We start from the raw sequence: 17408 nt of genomic DNA on the forward strand, positions 1-17408 counted from the left end.
TTACGGCTGCTTTACCGCCGCTACAGCGATTGTTCAGGTTCACAGAATGCCAGGAAGGTCCCGCTACGGTCATGAGGCGCATGATAATGCTGCGCGACGCACAAACAGCCGGTTCGGTGAAGCCGCACTGAGCCGGAGACCCTTACCTTGAATTTCCGTGGTGGGCCGAATTTGAATGTTGCTTCAAGTCGGGCCCACCGTCGGGGTGCTGCGCTGCCGCAAGTCTGGTTCGAGCCCGTCTTGCCACACCGCGCGGGTGCAGCGTTTCGCGGGTGCAGCACAGGGAAGGTGGAAAGGCCGGCCCAAACCGGCCACTCGTCGTGTCCTCGCTACTCTGCGGTGCAGCCCGTAGAACCGGCCGTTAGTTCCTCGTGTAGCATTTCAGAAACACGAACGGCGAAAGCGCGCAGATAGAGACCTTTGCAAAGTTAGGGTGACAGCGTCGGGTCAACCTGCCATCTCGGACCAGAGCTGCCTTTGCTGGTGCGCCTCAGTGCTGCAACGCTGCCCGCTGAAACCGCCGTTCGCTGCAACTGCGTAACTGGGATACCTGGTAGGGCGCGCTTCGCATGTCCGCTTTCGGAAGTTGACTGTTTAGAAAGGACGTCGCAGGTTGATATAAACTGGGAGGGACTAATTGCGACTTGTTGTTTCGACTACGGGCGATGGTGCGTGTACGGCCAACTTGTTGGCACCACGGATCCGGAGTTATCTCTGCCGAATTGCCGGTCATGCAGTTCCCATCACCTATCAAGCACTTGCCAAGGCCTTGGATCTCTCGCCGCCGAATACGATCCATCAACTGACCGTCGCGTTGGAATACCTGATTGAGGAGGACGCCGCCGCCGCCCGCCCGTTGATCGCAGCGCTCGTGGTCAGCAAGGCACGGCATGGACTGCCCGCGCCGGGCTTTTTCGACTGCGCGCGGCGCGTTGGGTGCTTCGACGGCGACCCTTCGGGATCGGAGGACCCAGCCTTCTACGCGGCAGAGTTCAAAAAAGCCGTCGAATTTTGGCGCGTGGCCGCCGAAGACTCGTAGTCAGGTTTCCAATTTTGGAAGCCATCCTGAAGATCGGGATTAAAAATACCCTTTGGCACGACCTACCAAAAGCGTTCCGGCCCAGAGTGGCCGTTGAACTCTTCACCTCGACGCGGCGGCGCAGTCCGTCAATGCGGACTTGCGCCGCGTGGCTTTGATGTGTTGACGGCTGCGACCCAAGCAGTTGTTTACAAATGGGTTTCCACCGGAAAATCTCGTGCGTATTATTACCCCAATTTGCGTTTTCGTGGGGGAGAGAGGCGATGAGCAGTGCGAAAATTTCATGGAAAGACGTCAAGCCAGTTCTGTCTGGGTTTTCTTCGATCCAATTGCTTGGGCTTGTGCAGGACCTATATCGTTTAAATGCAGAGAACGCGTCCTTCATTCATGCTCGTTTATTGAGTGAAGATACAACGCAGTGTCATCTTACCCCCTACATGACAAGAATTCAGCATGCCATCAGCCCAAAGAAACCTTGGAAGCAGGATGTAAAACTGGCCGAAGGCAGAAAAGCCATCAGTGAATTCAAGAAAGCCAATGGCAACATCCGCGATACGCTGACCCTCATGATCTACTACGTCAAATGCGGAAATGATTTCACGCTCGAGTTCGGGGATATCGACGAGGGCTTCTATGATAGTTTGTGTTCAATGTTCTCAAGTGTTGTCCAAACTCTGCTGAAACAGCAAGATCAGGGGCTTTTTGAGGAATTTATGCCTTCGCTTGAGACGGAGCTTGACCGCGTTGATGGTCGAATCGGCTGGGGATACCCTGATGAGTTGGCAGATCACCTTGCTGACCTAAAGGATGCGTTTGAATAGCGGCTCAAGGCGATGCAGAACGCGCCGTTTGCATTGGACGACGACTGCATCGACATGGACGGCCCAGACCTGCCATTGCCCGACGGTAATGACGCCGCAGTGCAGCTTTCGCATTCCTGCCGTTCGTGCATCCCGTAGCAGTTTAGGAGGCCGAATAACGGCAGTGCTGGACATTACTGCCATTGAAGGTCGCGGCAAGAAGAACCACGATAATGGTGGCTGAGGCGCAAATCTGACGCCTCTGGCACTTTACCGCAGAGGTAGGTTATTATGCGACATGCCCGCCCCGAGGGCTGCAGCAGCTTCCAATGACGAGCTGCCGGGCCTTGTTTTTCTTTGAGGAGCCTTACTTAGCACATCTCGAGGTTGCGAATGCCGAAACTGAAGGTCATCGTCGCGCGCAAACTGGATCAGCTCACAATGCCACTGGCTATTCGGCTTCCTTCTGGTGAGCGGCTGGGAAGTAGCGAGGCCCGCGTCACTTTGGTATTTGCGGATGCGGCTGCGCTGGTGCCTCTGGCGACAGGCCGTCTGGAACGACTGGCAGAGGCGATCGTCAAGGATCGGGTTCGGATCGAAGGCTCGTTGCGCGATTTGATGTCAGCAGTTGCCGAGATGGTTTCCGATGGCGGTCGTCCGGTTCAACAAGGTCCGTGGGCACGCGCATTTACTCGCGTGCGATCCTTTCTGCGGCACAGCCGTTCGAAGGATGTCGGCCACATCCAATCTCACTATGATATCTCTGACGACTTCTTCGCACTGTGGCTCGACCCCAAGCGGATATACTCCTGCGGCTATTTTCGTGAGCCGAGTATGAGCCTTGCCGAGGCCCAAGAAGCCAAGCTCGGCCTCATCTGCCGTAAACTTGATCTGCGGGCCGGCGAGAGCTTTCTTGATGTCGGTGCGGGCTGGGGCGGCTTGATGCTTCATGCCGCGCGCCATTACGGCGTGAATGTGACAGGCATCACCCTGTCTCGGAACCAGTTCGACCATGTGAAAGCCCTGATCGCCGCCGAAGGGCTGAGCGATCGTGTCGATATCCTGCTATGTGATTACCGGGATCTCGATCCGGAACAGCCCTTCGACAAACTCGCTTCTGTCGGAATGTTTGAGCATGTCGGGCGCGCCAATATGCGACCTTACTTTCAGTGCCTTTACCGTCTTGTAAGACCAGGAGGCCTGGTGCTGAACCACGGCATCACTGCGACAGGCCTGGACAATGCCATGGTCGCCGGAGGACTCGGGGATTTTCTTGAGAAATACATCTTTCCCGGCGGCGAGTTGATCCATGTCAGTCATGCGATCCGTGTGCTTTCACAGGCTGGGCTGGAAATGGTCGATACCGAAAATTTGCGGCCGCATTATGCAAAAACACTTTGGTCCTGGTCAGATGCACTTGAAGCCAACTTGACGGAAGCCGGCCGCGTGCTTGCGCGCAGCATGGGTCCTGCTCGGGCAGCAGAGATGCTCCGCGCCTATGAGCTTTATCTCGCTGGCTGTGCCTTGGCTTTTGAGCAGGGGTGGATGGCGCTCTATCAAATTCTGCTTGTCCGCCCGGATCATGAAATCGTGACACCCGAAATGCCGGGAGCCCAATCCGTTTATCCATTCCGCCGAAACTATATCTATGACGCGAGATCGCATCACGCGGAAAAATCGGAAGGAAGTTCCGCAAGCTAAAGGTAGAGATCTGAGCTGTGCATGCGACGGGCGGTCGCGTGCGTTATCTGTTTGACGATCATTGGAAAGGACCCGGATCGAACCGGTTCTTCATGATCGCCGTCAAGTCAGCGATTACCCGGGCCTGGCTGTGACCGCGAACGGCCTGACCGTTTCTTCATGCTTCGGATCGTTTCCGGCCACAGCAGCCATTTCTTGACATGCATATACTTCCTGATTGGTGTTTTCACCACCAGGATAAGGATGCCGATTGACAGCAAACACCAGATCGCGGGCACCTCATTCGGGTTATCTGTCAACAGCATGGCCAGCCGCGGTCCAATAAAAAAGTGATAGAGCGTAAAGCGCCACGAGCCGTAGAGAAACGGCAATATCAGGCCCGTTATCATGTAGGTTGGATACAGAGTGAGGAAATCCGTCCAGACGTTTCCGACTACAAAATTGGTCAGGCCGTTGATCGGGACATTCCAGGCGATATGCCAGTTGCCGTGCACCGAGCATAAATTTCGGGCGCAGAGAGCTTCACCAATCATGCACCGCCCCGCCCATTCGAAGGGGTAGAGCTGCAGGATCATCATCGCCGCAGAGGCAAAGCACAGCGCATAAACAGGATATTCAATCTTTTTCCGGATGTGATCGGGGATGAAATACATCGACATAAGATTGATAAAAAACGGCTGAAAGGTGATATGGAGGTAGCCGAGAATAGTGGCGATCTGGTTGGCCGGGAGGCTGCACTGGCCGATCACGGAATAGGTAACGGCCTGCAGGAGCTCCATCAGCGAAAAATAAGCCAGCGCCGTATAAAGACGCGGACTTTCGCCTTTCCAGACCACGTATCCGGTTGTTGCGAATCCAGCTACCGCCAGAACCGCCGACGCTTCGCCGCTCCAGCACATTTAAGAAACCTTTTCCTGATTATACGACAGTCGAAGGATGCACACTACCCCTAGCCGCCCAGCTTGGCTTGGGACCAAAGCAGGGGCAAGGCTCAGGACCCATCGATTTCGGATGCCTGTTGTGATTCATCGCTCGAAAACGATACCGCATGCTCGGCTAACGTGGATCAGTGCAACGCAAACACGGCACGCTTACATTGTATCAGCGTCACCCGTTTCATCCGAACGCGCACCTCCTTCGCGATATCTCACATCACCTTCTGAGCGAGCTGTCGCATGCCCGCTGCCGGAATGACGCATGGAGAGAACATGACCCATCAGATAGCAACAAAGTTGCGTTTTCTTGAGAGATGTCCCGCGAAACCGGCAAGGAACAAGGCAGCTCACGCCAATCCTCGCGAAGATATCGTCAAGCAACTTCGGTCGATGCGCGCCTTCGCAAGGTCCCTCACAGGGGATCGCGCGCGGGCGGACGATCTTGTGCTGGACACCGTGGTCACGGCCTGGGCAACCATCGACAGACTTGAACCCGGTTCGAACATGCGCACCTGGCTTTTCACTATATTGCGCAACAGTTTCTACTCGGAGTTTCGAGAGGCAGCTGGCGAGACTGTCGTCGAGAACGGCATCCGTGGCAAACGAATGGCGATCGAGCCCGATCACGACGGTATTTTTGAGCCTGCCAGTTTCCGCCGCGCCTTCAACACTCTCCCCGCTGAGCAGCGCGAAGCGCTGGTCCTGGTCGGAGCAGCGGGGTTCTCCTATGACGAGGCAGCCGCGATGTGCGGCTGTGCCACCATCACCATTGAGAACCGCAGGAAGCGTGGACAGCGGAGTCTTGCAGCGGTCTTGTCCCTCGAGCAAGACGACGCCGTCAGACAAGGGCTCATACGGTCACGACTGTGATCAGTCCGATCCCATGTTCGGGAACGACGCGAGATCTACGTCATTCGATGACCAATTCCGCCGGGTCTGGAACTTCTATCTGGCCTCCTGCGCGGCCTGCTTCCTCTACGAGACGACCGACGTCACCCACGTCACCGTCGCGCGGCCCGATTGATCCTCCGGCGTCACCGCCCGCGGGCGAAGACCCGGTTGCAGAGGTAGTCCTGCCCTGACCGAACCTTGCGAGCGCAGTAGCATGCTGCGGTGCGTCCCGTGAGAGTGGACATTCGCTGCGATTGTAAAGGTCGAGCGTCGCTCGGATGCAGACAACGCGGAACGAAACAGACATCCAGTACCACGCCTCCGAAAGCGCCATCTACGAGAGGGCCATAAAAGACCAGGTATTGTTGATCACCATTCGGCAGGTTTTATTAGAGCGCTCGCCAATAATTCGGAGCAAGAACGATCAGCACGGTCAGGATTTCCAGCCGTCCCAAATACATGCCAACGACCAGCGTTAGTTTCGCTGGATCGCTCAGCATGGAAAAGTTGCCTGCGGGCCCAATGATTTCGCCAAGACCCGGACCAACATTGGCCAGTGCTGTCAGGGACCCGCTGACTGCAGTCGTGAAATCTAGCCCCAGCAGGTTCAGCACTGCGGCTCCCAGCAGAAATGTCGCAAAGAAGATTGCGACAAACGAAATCACACCGTTTAGCACATCAGGTTCAACCTTTTGCCCATCATAGCGGATAGTATTCACAGAATTTGGATGCCGCATTCTGGCGAGTTCAGCTTTTATTGCTCGTCCCAAGATGACCCAGCGCATTGCTTTGGTGCCTCCGGCGGTTGATCCGGAACAGCCGCCCACAGCGGTGAGAATGAAGAACGCCGCGACCGCAATGGTCCCCCAGGTCGAATAGTCCGTTGTCGCATAGCCTGTTGTGGTGACAACGGAGACCACATTGAATGCGACCAGTCGCACTGCCACTAGAAAATTCAAATCTGCGGAAATGCTCAACCAAAGCGACATGGAGAGAATGACCGCGACGAGGCTGGTGATCATCAGCCGGACCTGTTCGTTCCGCAGAGAGCGGCGAGTATAGAACCGAATATACCAAACCAGAGGCAGCCCGCCCAGCAGCATGAACAAGGTTCCCGACCATTGTAGAAAGGGACTCTCGAAATGTCCGAAGGACGAGTCAGATGTCGAGTATCCACCTGTCGCCAAGGTCGTCATGGCATGATTCACGGCCTCGAATAGGCTCATGCCACCCAATGCATAGGCGACCCCGCATAGCAGCATCAACCCGAGATAGACGAACAGCGTTGCAATCGCGAAGCGTGTGGCGCTTGCAAATTCCTTTTCATTCTGCTCCGAACTTTCCGTCCGGAACAACTGCATCCCGCCAACGCGAAGGATCGGTAGCAGGGCAATTCCAGTCACGATAAAGCCAATACCCCCAACAGCTTGCAAAACGGAACGCCAGAACAGGATGCCTTTCGAAGTGTCATCGAGACCGGCCATGACCGTGGAGCCGGTCGTCGTGATGCCGGACATTGCTTCAAAGACGGCATCGACCGGGGATAAACCCCACATATAGAGTGGCACTGCACCTGCGAGAGCCGCCGTAATCCAGACGGTTGCGGTCATGAGAAAACCGTGGAGCCGGTGAAGCTGTGACCTGTGCGATCCTCCAGCGAGAGCGACGGCACTCCCCATCGTCCCGCATGTCAATCCTGCCAGCAGAAAAGTCCAACCGGTCACGGGAAAGATCGCCGCGTCCAGCAACATGAGCGCTGACATGAACAGAAGCACTGATCCGTTGACGAACGTCACAAATTTCATCGCAGCCTCAATGCTTCACGAGGGGGTGACCCTTAGAAGCCCATAGAGAACCGGTCAACTGTTTGAGAGGGTCACAGGTTTTCAGGTCCGGGATTTCACGCACGGATCCACCACTCTTCAGGACCGCAATGTGATCCATTGGCCACTGCTGTGTGATCGGGTTCGCGGATGTCGTAGAAGAATTCGGGGCCGACTTGCGACGATGCGGAAATTCAGCATTCTTATGTCGGCCGTCCACAAATCCCCGAATTTGCAATCATTGTGCTGGCACGAGGGGTATCGCGTTCGCTACTTTTACGCGGTTTTTACGCGATACCGGGAAAACTCACATATCGCCTTAACGCGGGTTCGCGCGATGGCTGCTGCGATTGAAAACGCAGGAGCTGGAAATGGCTGATCTGATTTACCTGGCGCTCGGCATCGGCAGTTTCGCTGCCTTTGCCGCGATAACCCGCCTGATCGACCGATTGTGAGGCTGTGATGCTGGATCTCATTCTTGGCCTCGCCGTCTCGGCGGGGATTTTTGTCTTTCTGATCCTGGCGCTGACGCGTCCGGGGCGTTTCTGAGGAGACGACCATGCCCGACCTGATCGGATACATTCTTTACGCGACCGTCCTGACCGGGAGCGGCTATCTGCTCGCCGCCCATATGATCCGCGTCTACGCGGGAGAGCGGAACCTGCTCTCGCCAGTTCTCGCACCGGTCGAAAAAGGATTTTACAGTCTGGCCGGCATTCGACCCGGCGCTTCGCAAGGTTGGCGAGGCTACGTGTTGGCGGTGCTGGGCTTCAACCTTGCCGGTTTTTGCCTGCTCTATACCATTCTCAGGCTGCAAGGATTGCTGCCGCTGAACCCGGATGGGATCGGCGCGATGTCTCCCGACCTGGCCTTCAACACAGCGGTCAGCTTTGTCACGAATACCAACTGGCAGGCCTATTCCGGCGAGGTTCAGCTTTCCTATCTTGCCCAGATGGCCGGTTTGACACTGCAGAATTTCGTCTCGGCGGCGACAGGCATGGCCGTGGCGGTCGCGGTGATCCGGGGCTTTACCGGAGCGAAGAACAGTGGGCTGGGGAATTTCTGGTGCGATATGACGCGCTCAGTTCTTTATGTCCTGCTGCCGCTTTCAATCATCCTGGGGCTAATCCTGATCCTTCAAGGGGTGCCCCAGACTTTGCTGGGCGCGGCTCATGTCACAACGCTTGAAGGCGCCGATCAGGTGATCGCGCGCGGCCCGGCGGCCAGCCAGATCGCCATCAAGCAATTGGGCACCAATGGCGGCGGTTTCTTCGGCGTGAACTCGGCCCATCCGTTCGAGAACCCGACCATCGTCTCGAACATGTTCCAGACGCTGGCGATCCTGCTGATCCCGGTCTCTTTCTGTTTCCTGTTTGGTCGGATGGCGCAGGACCGGCGGCAGGGCTGGGCGATCTTTGCCGCCATGGCGGCAATGTTTGTGCTGGGGCTTGCAGTGATTCATTTCGGCGAAACTGGGGGCAATCCGCTGCTCGGTGCCGGGCCGAACATGGAAGGCAAGGAACTCCGCTTCGGCGCCGCCCTGTCGGCTCTTTGGGCCGAGGCCACGACCGCCGCCTCCAACGGTTCGGTCAACTCGATGCATGACAGTTTCATGCCGCTGTCCGGCCTTGTCACGCTGGTCAACATGCAGATCGGCGAGGTGATCTTCGGCGGCGTCGGGGCCGGGTTCTACGGGATGCTGCTTTATGTCGTGCTGGCCGTGTTCCTGGCCGGGCTAATGGTCGGGCGGTCGCCCGAATATCTGGGCCGCAAGATCGAGGCGCGCGAGGTCACGCTGGCGATACTGGCCTTTCTGTCGATGCCACTGGGCATCCTTGTCGGCGGAGCGATTTCGGCCACGGTGCCGATGGCGCTGCAATCGGTGCAGGATGCCGGACCGCATGGGCTGAGCGAGATCCTCTATGGCTATTCCTCGGCGGTCGGCAATAACGGTTCGGCATTCGCGGGCTGGGGCGCGGCCGAACCATGGCAGACCACGGCGCTCGGCCTTGCGATGCTTCTTGGCCGCTATGCGATCATCGTGCCAATGCTGGCCATCGCCGGATCGCTGATTGCCAAACAGCAAAGCCCGGCCACCGCCGGAACCTTCCCCACGCATGGGCCGCTATTCGTGACCTTGCTGATTATCACAGTGGCAATCTTCGGGGCGCTGACATTCTTTCCGGTCCTCGCCCTTGGTCCCATTGCCGAGCATACGGCCGTGATCGCCGGGCAAAGCTACTAGACCTCGTCGCGGCCCGCTTCCGTGGCCGCGACACCTTTCCCAATTCAAGGACAAGACAGATGTCCCGCAGCGAACTTGCCCCGAAGGGGCTTTACTTGGCGGCGCTGAAAACCGCTTTTACCAAGCTCGACCCCAGGCAGTTGATGGGGAATGCCGTGATCTTCGTGACCGCTATCGTGGCCGCGATGACTACCCTTCTCGCCTTGCGCGATGCCGCACTTGGCGCGAATGATGCCACTGTCAGCCTGCAAATCGCCTTCTGGCTCTGGGTCTGTGTGCTGTTCGCGAATTTCGCCGAGGCGCTGGCCGAGGGTCGCGGCAAGGCACGGGCAGACAGCCTGCGCGCCACCAAGGCAGAGACCATGGTCAAGCTGCTTGCAAACGAGGATGACAGCTCGCCGAAGGAGATCGCATCTTCGTCGCTGCGCAAGGGGCAACTGGTCCTAGTCGAGGCCGGCGATCTTATCCCGACGGATGCAGAGGTCATTCGCGGCGTCGCCTCTGTCGATGAAAGCGCGATCACCGGGGAAAGCGCCCCGGTGATCCGCGAGAGCGGCAGTGACAGGTCGAGCGTCACCGGTGGTACGCGGATCGTGTCTGACAGCTTGATTATCAGGATCATGGCCGAGTCGGGCAAGAGTTTCCTCGATCGCATGATCTCGATGGTCGAAGGCGCGGAGCGGCAGAAGACACCGAACGAGATCGCCCTCAACATCCTGCTGGCGGGCCTGACGCTGATCTTCCTGCTGGTCGTGGTCACGCTCGAACCCTTTGCCCGCTATTCCGGGATCGTGATCCAGGTGGTCACACTGGCCGCGCTTTTCGTTACGCTGATCCCGACGACAATCGGCGGCCTGCTTTCCGCCATCGGGATCGCCGGGATGGATCGCCTCGTCCGCGCCAATGTGATCGCCAAATCGGGCCGTGCGGTCGAAGCAGCTGGCGATGTTGACACGCTGTTGCTCGACAAGACCGGGACCATCACCTTCGGTAATCGGATGGCCGATGCCTTGCTGCCCGGTCGGGGCATCAGCGAAAGGCAGCTTGCGCAGGCGGCATTTCTTGCCTCGCTTGCCGACGAGACGCCCGAGGGAAAATCCATCGTCGAACTGGCAGAAAAACTGATGGGCCCGGTGGAACGACAACCCGAACCCGGTGCGGAACCCGTCGCTTTCTCGGCCCAGACCCGGCTTTCCGGGGTTGATTTTTCCGGCTCCCGCCTGCGCAAGGGGGCAACCGATGCGGTCGAGGCCTTCGTCGGAGCCCCGGCAGACCAGGCGCTGCGCGCGAAGGTCGATGAAATCGCCCGGTCCGGCGGCACGCCGCTTCTGGTGGCGGAAAACGACCGCATCCTGGGTGCGATCCATCTGAAGGACGTGATCAAGCCCGGCATGCGCGAGCGTTTCGCCGAACTCAGGGCAATGGGCATTCGCACCGTGATGATTACCGGAGACAACCCCCTAACGGCCGCGGCCATCGCCGCCGAGGCCGGGGTGGACGATTTCCTGGCCGAGGCCACGCCCGAAATGAAGCTGGACTATGTCCGCAAGGAGCAGGAAGGCGGGCGGCTTGTCGCCATGTGCGGCGACGGCTCGAACGACGCGCCGGCGTTGGCGCAGGCAGATGTCGGGGTTGCGATGAACCTGGGCACGCCTGCCGCCAAGGAGGCCGCAAACCTGATCGATCTCGACAGCGATCCGACCAAGCTGATCGAAGTGGTCATGGTGGGCAAGCAATTGCTGATATCGCGCGGGGCGCTGACCACCTTTTCCATCGCCAACGACGTCGCGAAATATTTTGCCATTCTGCCCGCGATCTTCGTCGCGGGTTTTCCGGGGCTTGGTGTTCTGAACGTCATGGACCTGTCCTCTCCGCAAAGCGCCCTGCTGTCGGCGGTGATCTTCAACGCACTGATCATCTTTGCGCTGATTCCACTTGCCCTGCGCGGCGTGAAATACGCCCCCGCGAGCGCCGCCGCCCTGCTGCGCCGCAATCTGACAATCTACGGCCTTGGCGGACTGATCGCGCCTTTCTTGGGCATCAAGGCCATCGATATGGCCGTGACCTTCCTCGGTCTCGTATAAGGAGCCATGACCATGCTTACCCATATCCGTCCGGCATGCGCGATGCTTGCCACGATGCTGCTGCTGACCGGGCTCGCCTATCCGCTCGCCATGACGGGAATCGCGTCGGTCATCGCGCCGCGATCCGCAACCGGAAGCCTGATTGTGCGGGACGATAGCGTGCCGGTAGGCTCCGCCCTGATCGGGCAGGGTTTCACGCAACCCGCCTATCTGCATCCGCGTCCTTCAGCGGTGGATTACGACGCGGCGGCCTCGGGTGCCTCGAATCTGGGGCCGAGTTCGGCCGAGCTTCGTGAAAGTGTCAAGGCGCGCCGCGATGCTTGGGAAACCGAGAACAGCGGCATCGCCCCGATCGATGCGGTCACGGCATCCGCTTCGGGTCTCGATCCCGACATCTCGCCGCAGAACGCGCGGGGCCAAGCCCGGCGCATTGCCGAGGCGCGCGGGGTCGATCCCGAGCAGGTGCTTGCGATCATCGACGCGCATATACACAATCCGTTACTGGGAATTTACGGTCAGCCGCGCGTCAATGTCTTGATGACTAACCTGGCTCTCGACGCGGAACTTCCCGCACAATCCGCCCCGATGGAGTGACGAATGTCCGACGCGCCCCGCCCCGAACCCGACGCATTGCTGAAAGAAGCCAGCCGCGAGGGGCGGGGGAAGCTGAAAATCTTCCTGGGCGCGGCGCCGGGCGTCGGCAAGACCTATGCGATGCTTGAGGCCGCGCGGAGACGCGCGTCCGATGGCGAGGATGTTCTGGCGGGCGTGGTGGAAACCCACGGCCGGGCCGAGACCGAGTCCATGCTGCGCGAACTTCGCGTCTTGCCCCGCCAGCCCTTCTATCACCGGGGCCGTATCCTGCACGAGATGGATCTGGAGGGGCTGATCGCAGCCAAGCCGGATCTGGCGCTGATCGACGAATTGGCCCATTCCAACTTGTCGGGCAACCGCCACGAGAAACGCTGGCAGGATGTCGAAGAGGTCCTCTCCGCCGGAATCGACGTCTATACCACCTTGAACGTGCAGCATGTTGAAACGCTGAACGACACCGTCGCGCGGATTACCGGGGTGCGGGTGCGTGAGACAGTTCCCGACCGCGTCCTCGAGATAGCCGACGAGATCGAGCTGATCGACCTTCCGCCTGACGAGTTGCTTGAACGGCTCCGGGCGGGGAAGGTCTATATCCAGGACCAGGCGGCGCGGGCAGTGACGAATTTCTTTGCCAAGGGAAACCTGACCGCTCTGCGCGAACTGGCGATGCGCACAGCCGCCGACCGGGTCGATGCGGAACTCAAACAGCATATGGCGGCCAATGCCATCGCCGGGCCCTGGCCGACGCAGGAACGCATCCTGGTCGTCTTGCCCGAGGAGGCGGTGGGGCGTGACGCGGTGCGGATCGGCAAACGTTCGGCGGACCGTGCGCGCGTTGAGTGGTTCGCGATGGCGCTGACCAGCCTGCGCGACGAGATCCGAACCACGACGGTGCAGCAAGGCCGAGCTGATGCGCTCCGGCTGGCTGAACGGCTTGGGGCCGAAGTCACGACTCAGCAGGCAGAACGGCACCAGGCTGAAGAAGTGGTGAGCTTTGCCGAGCGGCTAAACATCCGCCGGATCGTCGTGCCGCGCCCGCCGCCGCGCAATTCTTTGCTGCGTCACTTCGCCCCGACCCAACATGAGCAACTGGTCTCGGACCTCGTGAGATGGGCGACCAAGTTCGAACTGACCCTGGTCACCGACGACGAGCGCCCCGCGCGGCGGCGATTGCGCCCGAAACCGCCTCCGATGCCGGATATGCTGCGCATGCTGGGGATCGTGCTGTTTGCCGTTGCCGGGACGACTTTGCTGGCCAAGGCGGCCGAGCTTTTCATTCCCGTGGTCAGCCTGTCGCTCCTTTACATGACGACGGTCGTCGCCATAGCCACACGCTTCGGAAGGGGCCCGTCCATTACCACGGCGGGGCTGAGTTTCCTGGCCTATAACTTCCTGTTCACCACTCCGGTATATACCTTCCATATCTGGGATCAGAGCCAGCTTCTGACACTGGTCCTGTTTCTCGCCGCGTCGATCCTGACGGGCAATCTTGCAGCGCGCCTCCGTGATCGAGCGATAGCTCAACGTGCGATCGCTGAACGAACCGGTAAGCTTTACGAGTTCTCGCGCCGGGCGGCGGCAGCGGCATCGTTCGATGATGTCGTTTGGGCTGCCGTCAGCCATGTGGCAACCGTCCTCAATTGTCAGTCGATCCTGCTCGTTCCGAAGGAAGCCGTAGGGCTTACAATCGTCGGGGCATTCCCACCCGAGGACAGGTTGGCGGATCGCGAGATCTCCGCTGCCCGCTACTGTTTCACCCATGGTGAGGCGGCAGGCCATGGATCGGGCACGCTGCCGACCTCCCGGTGGCTGTTCCTGCCGCTCAGCGCCTCGGATCGGCGCATCGGTGTTCTTGGAATTTTCTTCCCGGATGGACAAGAGACTGCCCATAGCGACCGGCGACTGCTGGAGGCGCTTGCCGATCAGGTCGCATTGGCGCTTGAGCGTATCCGGCTGACCGAGGATCTCGCACAGACGCGGGTGGTTTCGGAAGCGGAACGGTTGCGCTCGTCACTGCTGTCCTCGGTCAGTCATGATTTGCGCACACCGCTGGTTTCGATCCTCGGCGCGGCGGAAGGGCTGGAGAATCCTGGACTGTCTCCCGATGCGCAGCGGATCCTGGTCGAAACCGTTCGAGAAGAGGGCGAACGGCTTGACCGCTATATCCAGAACCTACTGGACATGACGCGGTTGGGCCATGGCGCGTTGAAGCCGAACGCCATCCCGTCCGATCTGCGCGAGCTTGTCGGTATGGCGCGTCATCGGTTGCGTGGGCCATTGCGCGATCACCCGGTAAGCGTGCAAATGCCCGAGGATATGGCGCCGGTCCATGCCGATCCGGTTCTGATGGAACAGGTCCTGGTCAACATTCTTGATAATGCGGCGAAATATTCCGGACCGGCTACCCCTATCCGGATATCGGCAGAGGTGCGAGGTGCCCATGCGCTCCTGTCCATCGAGGATGACGGCCCCGGCCTGCCGCCTGGCGCGGCGGATCGGGTCTTCGATATGTTCTGGCGCGCCGAGCAGGGGGATCGAGGGCAGGCCGGAACCGGTCTGGGTCTTGCTATCTGCCGCGGAATTGTTGAAGCCCATCGAGGAAGTATCCGTGCGGGATCCGCCCATAGCGGCGAACAAGGAACGCGCATCGTGATAGAGCTGCCCCTGTCGAATCCGGAGACATTCTTGTGACCGCACATATCCTGATTGTCGATGACGAGACTCCGATCCGGCGTTTTCTGAGAGTCGCACTCGAAGCCGAGGGTTATGCCGTCTCCGAGGCTGCAACGGCGCATGAGGCCGTCGCCAGCGCGGCAAGACATGCACCGGCAGCGATGATACTCGACCTGGGCCTGCCGGATGCGGATGGCGTCACGGTCATCGAGAAGCTGCGCGAATGGTCTCATCTGCCTGTTTTGGTCCTGTCGGTGCGAAGCGATGACGTAGGCAAGATCGCGGCGCTCGATGCAGGCGCGCAGGATTACGTGACAAAGCCGTTCTCGACCGGAGAACTGCTTGCCCGGCTGCGCGGCCTGCTTCGCGATCATGCGCGTGAAGCGGCGCCGGCATCGCTGAAGCTCGGCCCGTTGGAGATCGATGTCGCGGATCACCGGGCCGTGCTGGAAGGAGAAAACCTGAACCTGACGCGAAAGGAATTCGACCTGCTCTGGCTGCTTGCCTCGCATGCCGGGCGGCTGGTAACGCATGACATGATCCTCAAGGCGATCTGGGGACCGGCACATGCGGAGGACAGTCAATATCTGCGGGTCTATATCCGCCACCTGCGCAGCAAACTGGGCGATGATGCGGCGAATCCGCGATGGATATTTACGGAGCCCGGCATCGGATACAGGCTGGCGGACAGATAGTATTCTCAGGAGCACCGGCCGCAACAACTGCCAGGTGACAACTTGCTGTTTGCCTTCCAGCGAATAGGCTCAATGCCAATAGGTGATAGAGATTGCCGCACGGATGTCCGTTCTGGCGAAATGCTGCGGCCGCTATGCCGCGTCGCCGCAAGTCCGCTTACCGCCCCTCGGATCATGATTCCGTGTCTTGGTGCCCCCGTCATGAATGTCGTGAAAGGTGAAGGTTTTCCGATGCGGGTCGCGTTGGAACGCTGTTCATTGGCGCGACGACGACCCGGGTTGGAAAACCTCCCAAGGTGGAAGCCGCGGGGGTCTTGGATCAAGCTATGGGCAAAGTGTGCGAACGGTCGCGGCGGCGGCTGCATCCGGGGCGCGGCTGATGGCGAGGCAGGCGCCGGATACGGTCTCAAACCCGGCTGATGATCCGGACGAGGCTGTGCGTTCTGGAGATACTGCCGCCTTGTGGCGCGTTGGAAGTAAAGGAGCACGCGCTGTTCGGACCGGGTCAGCGGAGTGTAGCCGGTGCTGTTTCGTGACGGATGACGGGCGATATGTCATGCTGCCTGCTCCATCGGTGGGGCGCGCGACATCGGTTTCTGTCCCCGCCTGAAGATCTCGATGATACGCATGGGCCCGCCGCAGCAGGGGCATGGCTCACGCAGGGTGAGCGGGGTGATCTCTGGCTCTGGAGTGGCGGGCGGTTCAATCTGCTGGACGCAGAGCAAGGCGCGGATCTTGGTGATGCTGGCCTTGCGGATCGAACTGGCCAGCAGGCCGTAATGCCGGATGCGATGGAAGCCATTGGGCAGGACGTGGATCAGGAACCGGCGGATGAACTCAGGCGTGGCCAGCCGCATGACCTTTTGCCGGTCGCCGGATTTGATGCGGTAATCTTTCCAGCGGAACGCCACGGTATCGGCATCCGCGCTGACCAGGCGGGTGTTGGAGATCGCGACCCTGTGCGTGTATCGGCTCAGATAGGCCAGCACGGCTTCGGGTCCGCCGAAGGGCGGTTTGGCATAGACCACCCATTCGGATTTGCGGAATGGGGCGAGCCAGGCGGTGAAGGTCTCCGCGTGGGCCAGTTCGGCCAGAGCGCCGAAGAAGGCCAGCTGACCGGCCCGGTGCAGGGCCATTAACCCCTCCAGAAACAGGCGGCGGAACAGTCGCGAGAGAACTCGCACATGCAGGAAGAACCCTGGTTTGCAGGCGACCCACCTGGTGCCGTCTGGCGACAGGCCACACAACCGGCGGTGAGCGGCAGTTTCGAGCCCTTCTGCGACGTGCAGAACGCGCTCGATGGTTTGCGTCATGAGCGACCAGCCGCCGGCTTCAGCGGTGTGATTGGCCAGAGCCAGCCCCAGTTACTCGTGGAAGGTGACACTTTCAGAAACGGGCACACGGTCCATCCGCATACGGTTCCCTGGTGCTTCCTCGTCAGGATATCCGAACGAGATGCCGAAGAGCATCTTGTGGTTTTTGGGAATGTCGAGCACCTCTCGGACCGTCCCGGCGAAGAAGCCCAGCATGGTCTGGGGGATGCCACCCAAACCCCGCGCCGCGAGCGACAACAGGAACGTCTGGCCGTACATGCCAATATCTCCACCCACTCGGACATCGTCGCCGAAGGAGGGCATGAACAACAAAGCGACCTGCGGAGCGCCGAAGAATGACAGGTTCTTGGCCGCGGCCCGGTGCCGGCCGTCCGTGTCCGCGCGCATGACGTTCATAGCCTCGAAATAGGCCTTTCCCTGAGCCTTCTGACGCGTTCGGTAGGGCTCGAAGTACTCGTCCATGTCGAAGGTGACACGAGATATCCCGTTCGCTTCTGACGCGATGGCGTCGCGAGGCGCGGGAGGGTCTGCTGATCGGCAACGGAGGTCGACCGCATTTTACGCCGGTTGACCGATATCGCGCGTTCGCTGGCA

At 59.6% G+C, this 17408-nt stretch carries 13 protein-coding genes and 1 pseudogene; 10 read left to right on the forward strand and 4 right to left on the reverse strand.

Annotated elements, in window-relative coordinates:
• Positions 1-637 precede the first annotated feature (637 nt).
• The 3 genes from JHX88_RS10365 (at position 638) to JHX88_RS10375 (ending at position 3540) form a co-directional block, all read left to right on the forward strand.
• The gene (locus tag JHX88_RS10365) at positions 638-1039 is read left to right on the forward strand and encodes a hypothetical protein (protein WP_272848241.1); all 402 of its coding nucleotides are present in this window, start codon (positions 638-640) and stop codon (positions 1037-1039) included.
• A gap of 263 nt (positions 1040-1302) precedes the next feature.
• Complete coding sequence (locus tag JHX88_RS10370) at positions 1303-1860, forward strand: hypothetical protein (RefSeq protein ID WP_076524092.1); 558 nt, start codon at positions 1303-1305, stop codon at positions 1858-1860.
• Positions 1861-2232: 372 nt separating this feature from the next.
• Positions 2233-3540 carry a class I SAM-dependent methyltransferase gene (locus JHX88_RS10375; RefSeq protein ID WP_076524090.1) on the forward strand — a complete coding sequence of 436 codons (1308 nt, stop codon included), beginning with the start codon at positions 2233-2235 and terminating at the stop codon, positions 3538-3540.
• A 107-nt stretch (positions 3541-3647) separates the two neighbouring features.
• Here JHX88_RS10375 and JHX88_RS10380 read toward each other — a convergent pair whose 3' ends face one another.
• A complete protein-coding gene (locus JHX88_RS10380) occupies positions 3648-4439 on the reverse strand; it encodes a DUF5765 domain-containing protein (RefSeq protein ID WP_076524088.1) in 792 nt (263 codons plus the stop codon).
• Positions 4440-4865: 426 nt separating this feature from the next.
• Between JHX88_RS10380 and JHX88_RS10385 the strand changes: the two genes are divergently transcribed.
• Together JHX88_RS10385 and JHX88_RS10390 are read left to right on the forward strand one after the other, a co-directional pair.
• Positions 4866-5345 carry a sigma-70 family RNA polymerase sigma factor gene (locus JHX88_RS10385; RefSeq protein WP_272848264.1) on the forward strand — a complete coding sequence of 160 codons (480 nt, stop codon included), beginning with the start codon at positions 4866-4868 and terminating at the stop codon, positions 5343-5345.
• 13 nt (positions 5346-5358) lie between these two features.
• The gene (locus JHX88_RS10390) at positions 5359-5499 is read left to right on the forward strand and encodes a hypothetical protein (protein ID WP_176011413.1); all 141 of its coding nucleotides are present in this window, start codon (positions 5359-5361) and stop codon (positions 5497-5499) included.
• A 256-nt stretch (positions 5500-5755) separates the two neighbouring features.
• Here JHX88_RS10390 and JHX88_RS10395 read toward each other — a convergent pair whose 3' ends face one another.
• Positions 5756-7171: a TrkH family potassium uptake protein gene (locus JHX88_RS10395; protein ID WP_076524084.1), complete on the reverse strand. Its 1416-nt coding sequence runs from the start codon at positions 7169-7171 to the stop codon at positions 5756-5758.
• 577 nt (positions 7172-7748) lie between these two features.
• Here JHX88_RS10395 and kdpA point away from each other — a divergent pair.
• Genes kdpA through JHX88_RS10420 form a run of 5 tightly spaced genes read left to right on the forward strand, consistent with a single transcriptional unit; the run spans position 7749 to position 15480 of the window.
• Positions 7749-9434 carry a potassium-transporting ATPase subunit KdpA gene (gene kdpA, locus JHX88_RS10400; protein WP_076524080.1) on the forward strand — a complete coding sequence of 562 codons (1686 nt, stop codon included), beginning with the start codon at positions 7749-7751 and terminating at the stop codon, positions 9432-9434.
• 59 nt (positions 9435-9493) lie between these two features.
• Positions 9494-11518, forward strand: a complete 2025-nt coding sequence (gene kdpB / locus JHX88_RS10405) for a potassium-transporting ATPase subunit KdpB (protein ID WP_076524078.1) — start codon at positions 9494-9496, stop codon at positions 11516-11518.
• A gap of 12 nt (positions 11519-11530) precedes the next feature.
• The gene (gene kdpC / locus JHX88_RS10410; protein ID WP_076524076.1) at positions 11531-12112 is read left to right on the forward strand and encodes a potassium-transporting ATPase subunit KdpC; all 582 of its coding nucleotides are present in this window, start codon (positions 11531-11533) and stop codon (positions 12110-12112) included.
• 3 nt (positions 12113-12115) lie between these two features.
• Positions 12116-14803, forward strand: a complete 2688-nt coding sequence (locus JHX88_RS10415; protein WP_076524074.1) for a sensor histidine kinase — start codon at positions 12116-12118, stop codon at positions 14801-14803.
• Positions 14800-15480, forward strand: a complete 681-nt coding sequence (locus tag JHX88_RS10420) for a response regulator (protein ID WP_084202932.1) — start codon at positions 14800-14802, stop codon at positions 15478-15480. Before JHX88_RS10415 ends, JHX88_RS10420 begins: the two co-directional genes overlap by 4 nt.
• A 554-nt stretch (positions 15481-16034) precedes the next feature.
• On the opposite strand, the pseudogene JHX88_RS10425 reads toward JHX88_RS10420, so the two are convergent.
• A pseudogene (locus tag JHX88_RS10425) lies at positions 16035-16721 on the reverse strand (IS91 family transposase); the annotation flags it as partial.
• A gap of 123 nt (positions 16722-16844) precedes the next feature.
• The gene (locus tag JHX88_RS22315) at positions 16845-17276 is read right to left on the reverse strand and encodes a nitroreductase family protein (RefSeq protein WP_419182365.1); all 432 of its coding nucleotides are present in this window, start codon (positions 17274-17276) and stop codon (positions 16845-16847) included.
• Positions 17277-17408: the final 132 nt, after the last annotated feature.

This window comes from Paracoccus saliphilus, from assembly GCF_028553805.1.
GTDB classification, from domain to species: Bacteria; Pseudomonadota; Alphaproteobacteria; order Rhodobacterales; family Rhodobacteraceae; genus Paracoccus; species Paracoccus saliphilus.

Coding starts and splice junctions, on each gene's coding strand:
- JHX88_RS22315 (WP_419182365.1), bottom strand. CDS start 17,276: ATGGACGAGTACTTCGAGCCCTACCGAACGCGTCAGAAGGCTCAGGGA.
- JHX88_RS10370 (WP_076524092.1), top strand. CDS start 1,303: ATGAGCAGTGCGAAAATTTCATGGAAAGACGTCAAGCCAGTTCTGTCT.
- JHX88_RS10375 (WP_076524090.1), top strand. CDS start 2,233: ATGCCGAAACTGAAGGTCATCGTCGCGCGCAAACTGGATCAGCTCACA.
- JHX88_RS10415 (WP_076524074.1), top strand. CDS start 12,116: ATGTCCGACGCGCCCCGCCCCGAACCCGACGCATTGCTGAAAGAAGCC.
- JHX88_RS10395 (WP_076524084.1), bottom strand. CDS start 7,171: ATGAAATTTGTGACGTTCGTCAACGGATCAGTGCTTCTGTTCATGTCA.
- JHX88_RS10390 (WP_176011413.1), top strand. CDS start 5,359: ATGTTCGGGAACGACGCGAGATCTACGTCATTCGATGACCAATTCCGC.
- JHX88_RS10385 (WP_272848264.1), top strand. CDS start 4,866: ATGCGCGCCTTCGCAAGGTCCCTCACAGGGGATCGCGCGCGGGCGGAC.
- JHX88_RS10380 (WP_076524088.1), bottom strand. CDS start 4,439: ATGTGCTGGAGCGGCGAAGCGTCGGCGGTTCTGGCGGTAGCTGGATTC.
- kdpB (WP_076524078.1), top strand. CDS start 9,494: ATGTCCCGCAGCGAACTTGCCCCGAAGGGGCTTTACTTGGCGGCGCTG.
- kdpC (WP_076524076.1), top strand. CDS start 11,531: ATGCTTACCCATATCCGTCCGGCATGCGCGATGCTTGCCACGATGCTG.
- kdpA (WP_076524080.1), top strand. CDS start 7,749: ATGCCCGACCTGATCGGATACATTCTTTACGCGACCGTCCTGACCGGG.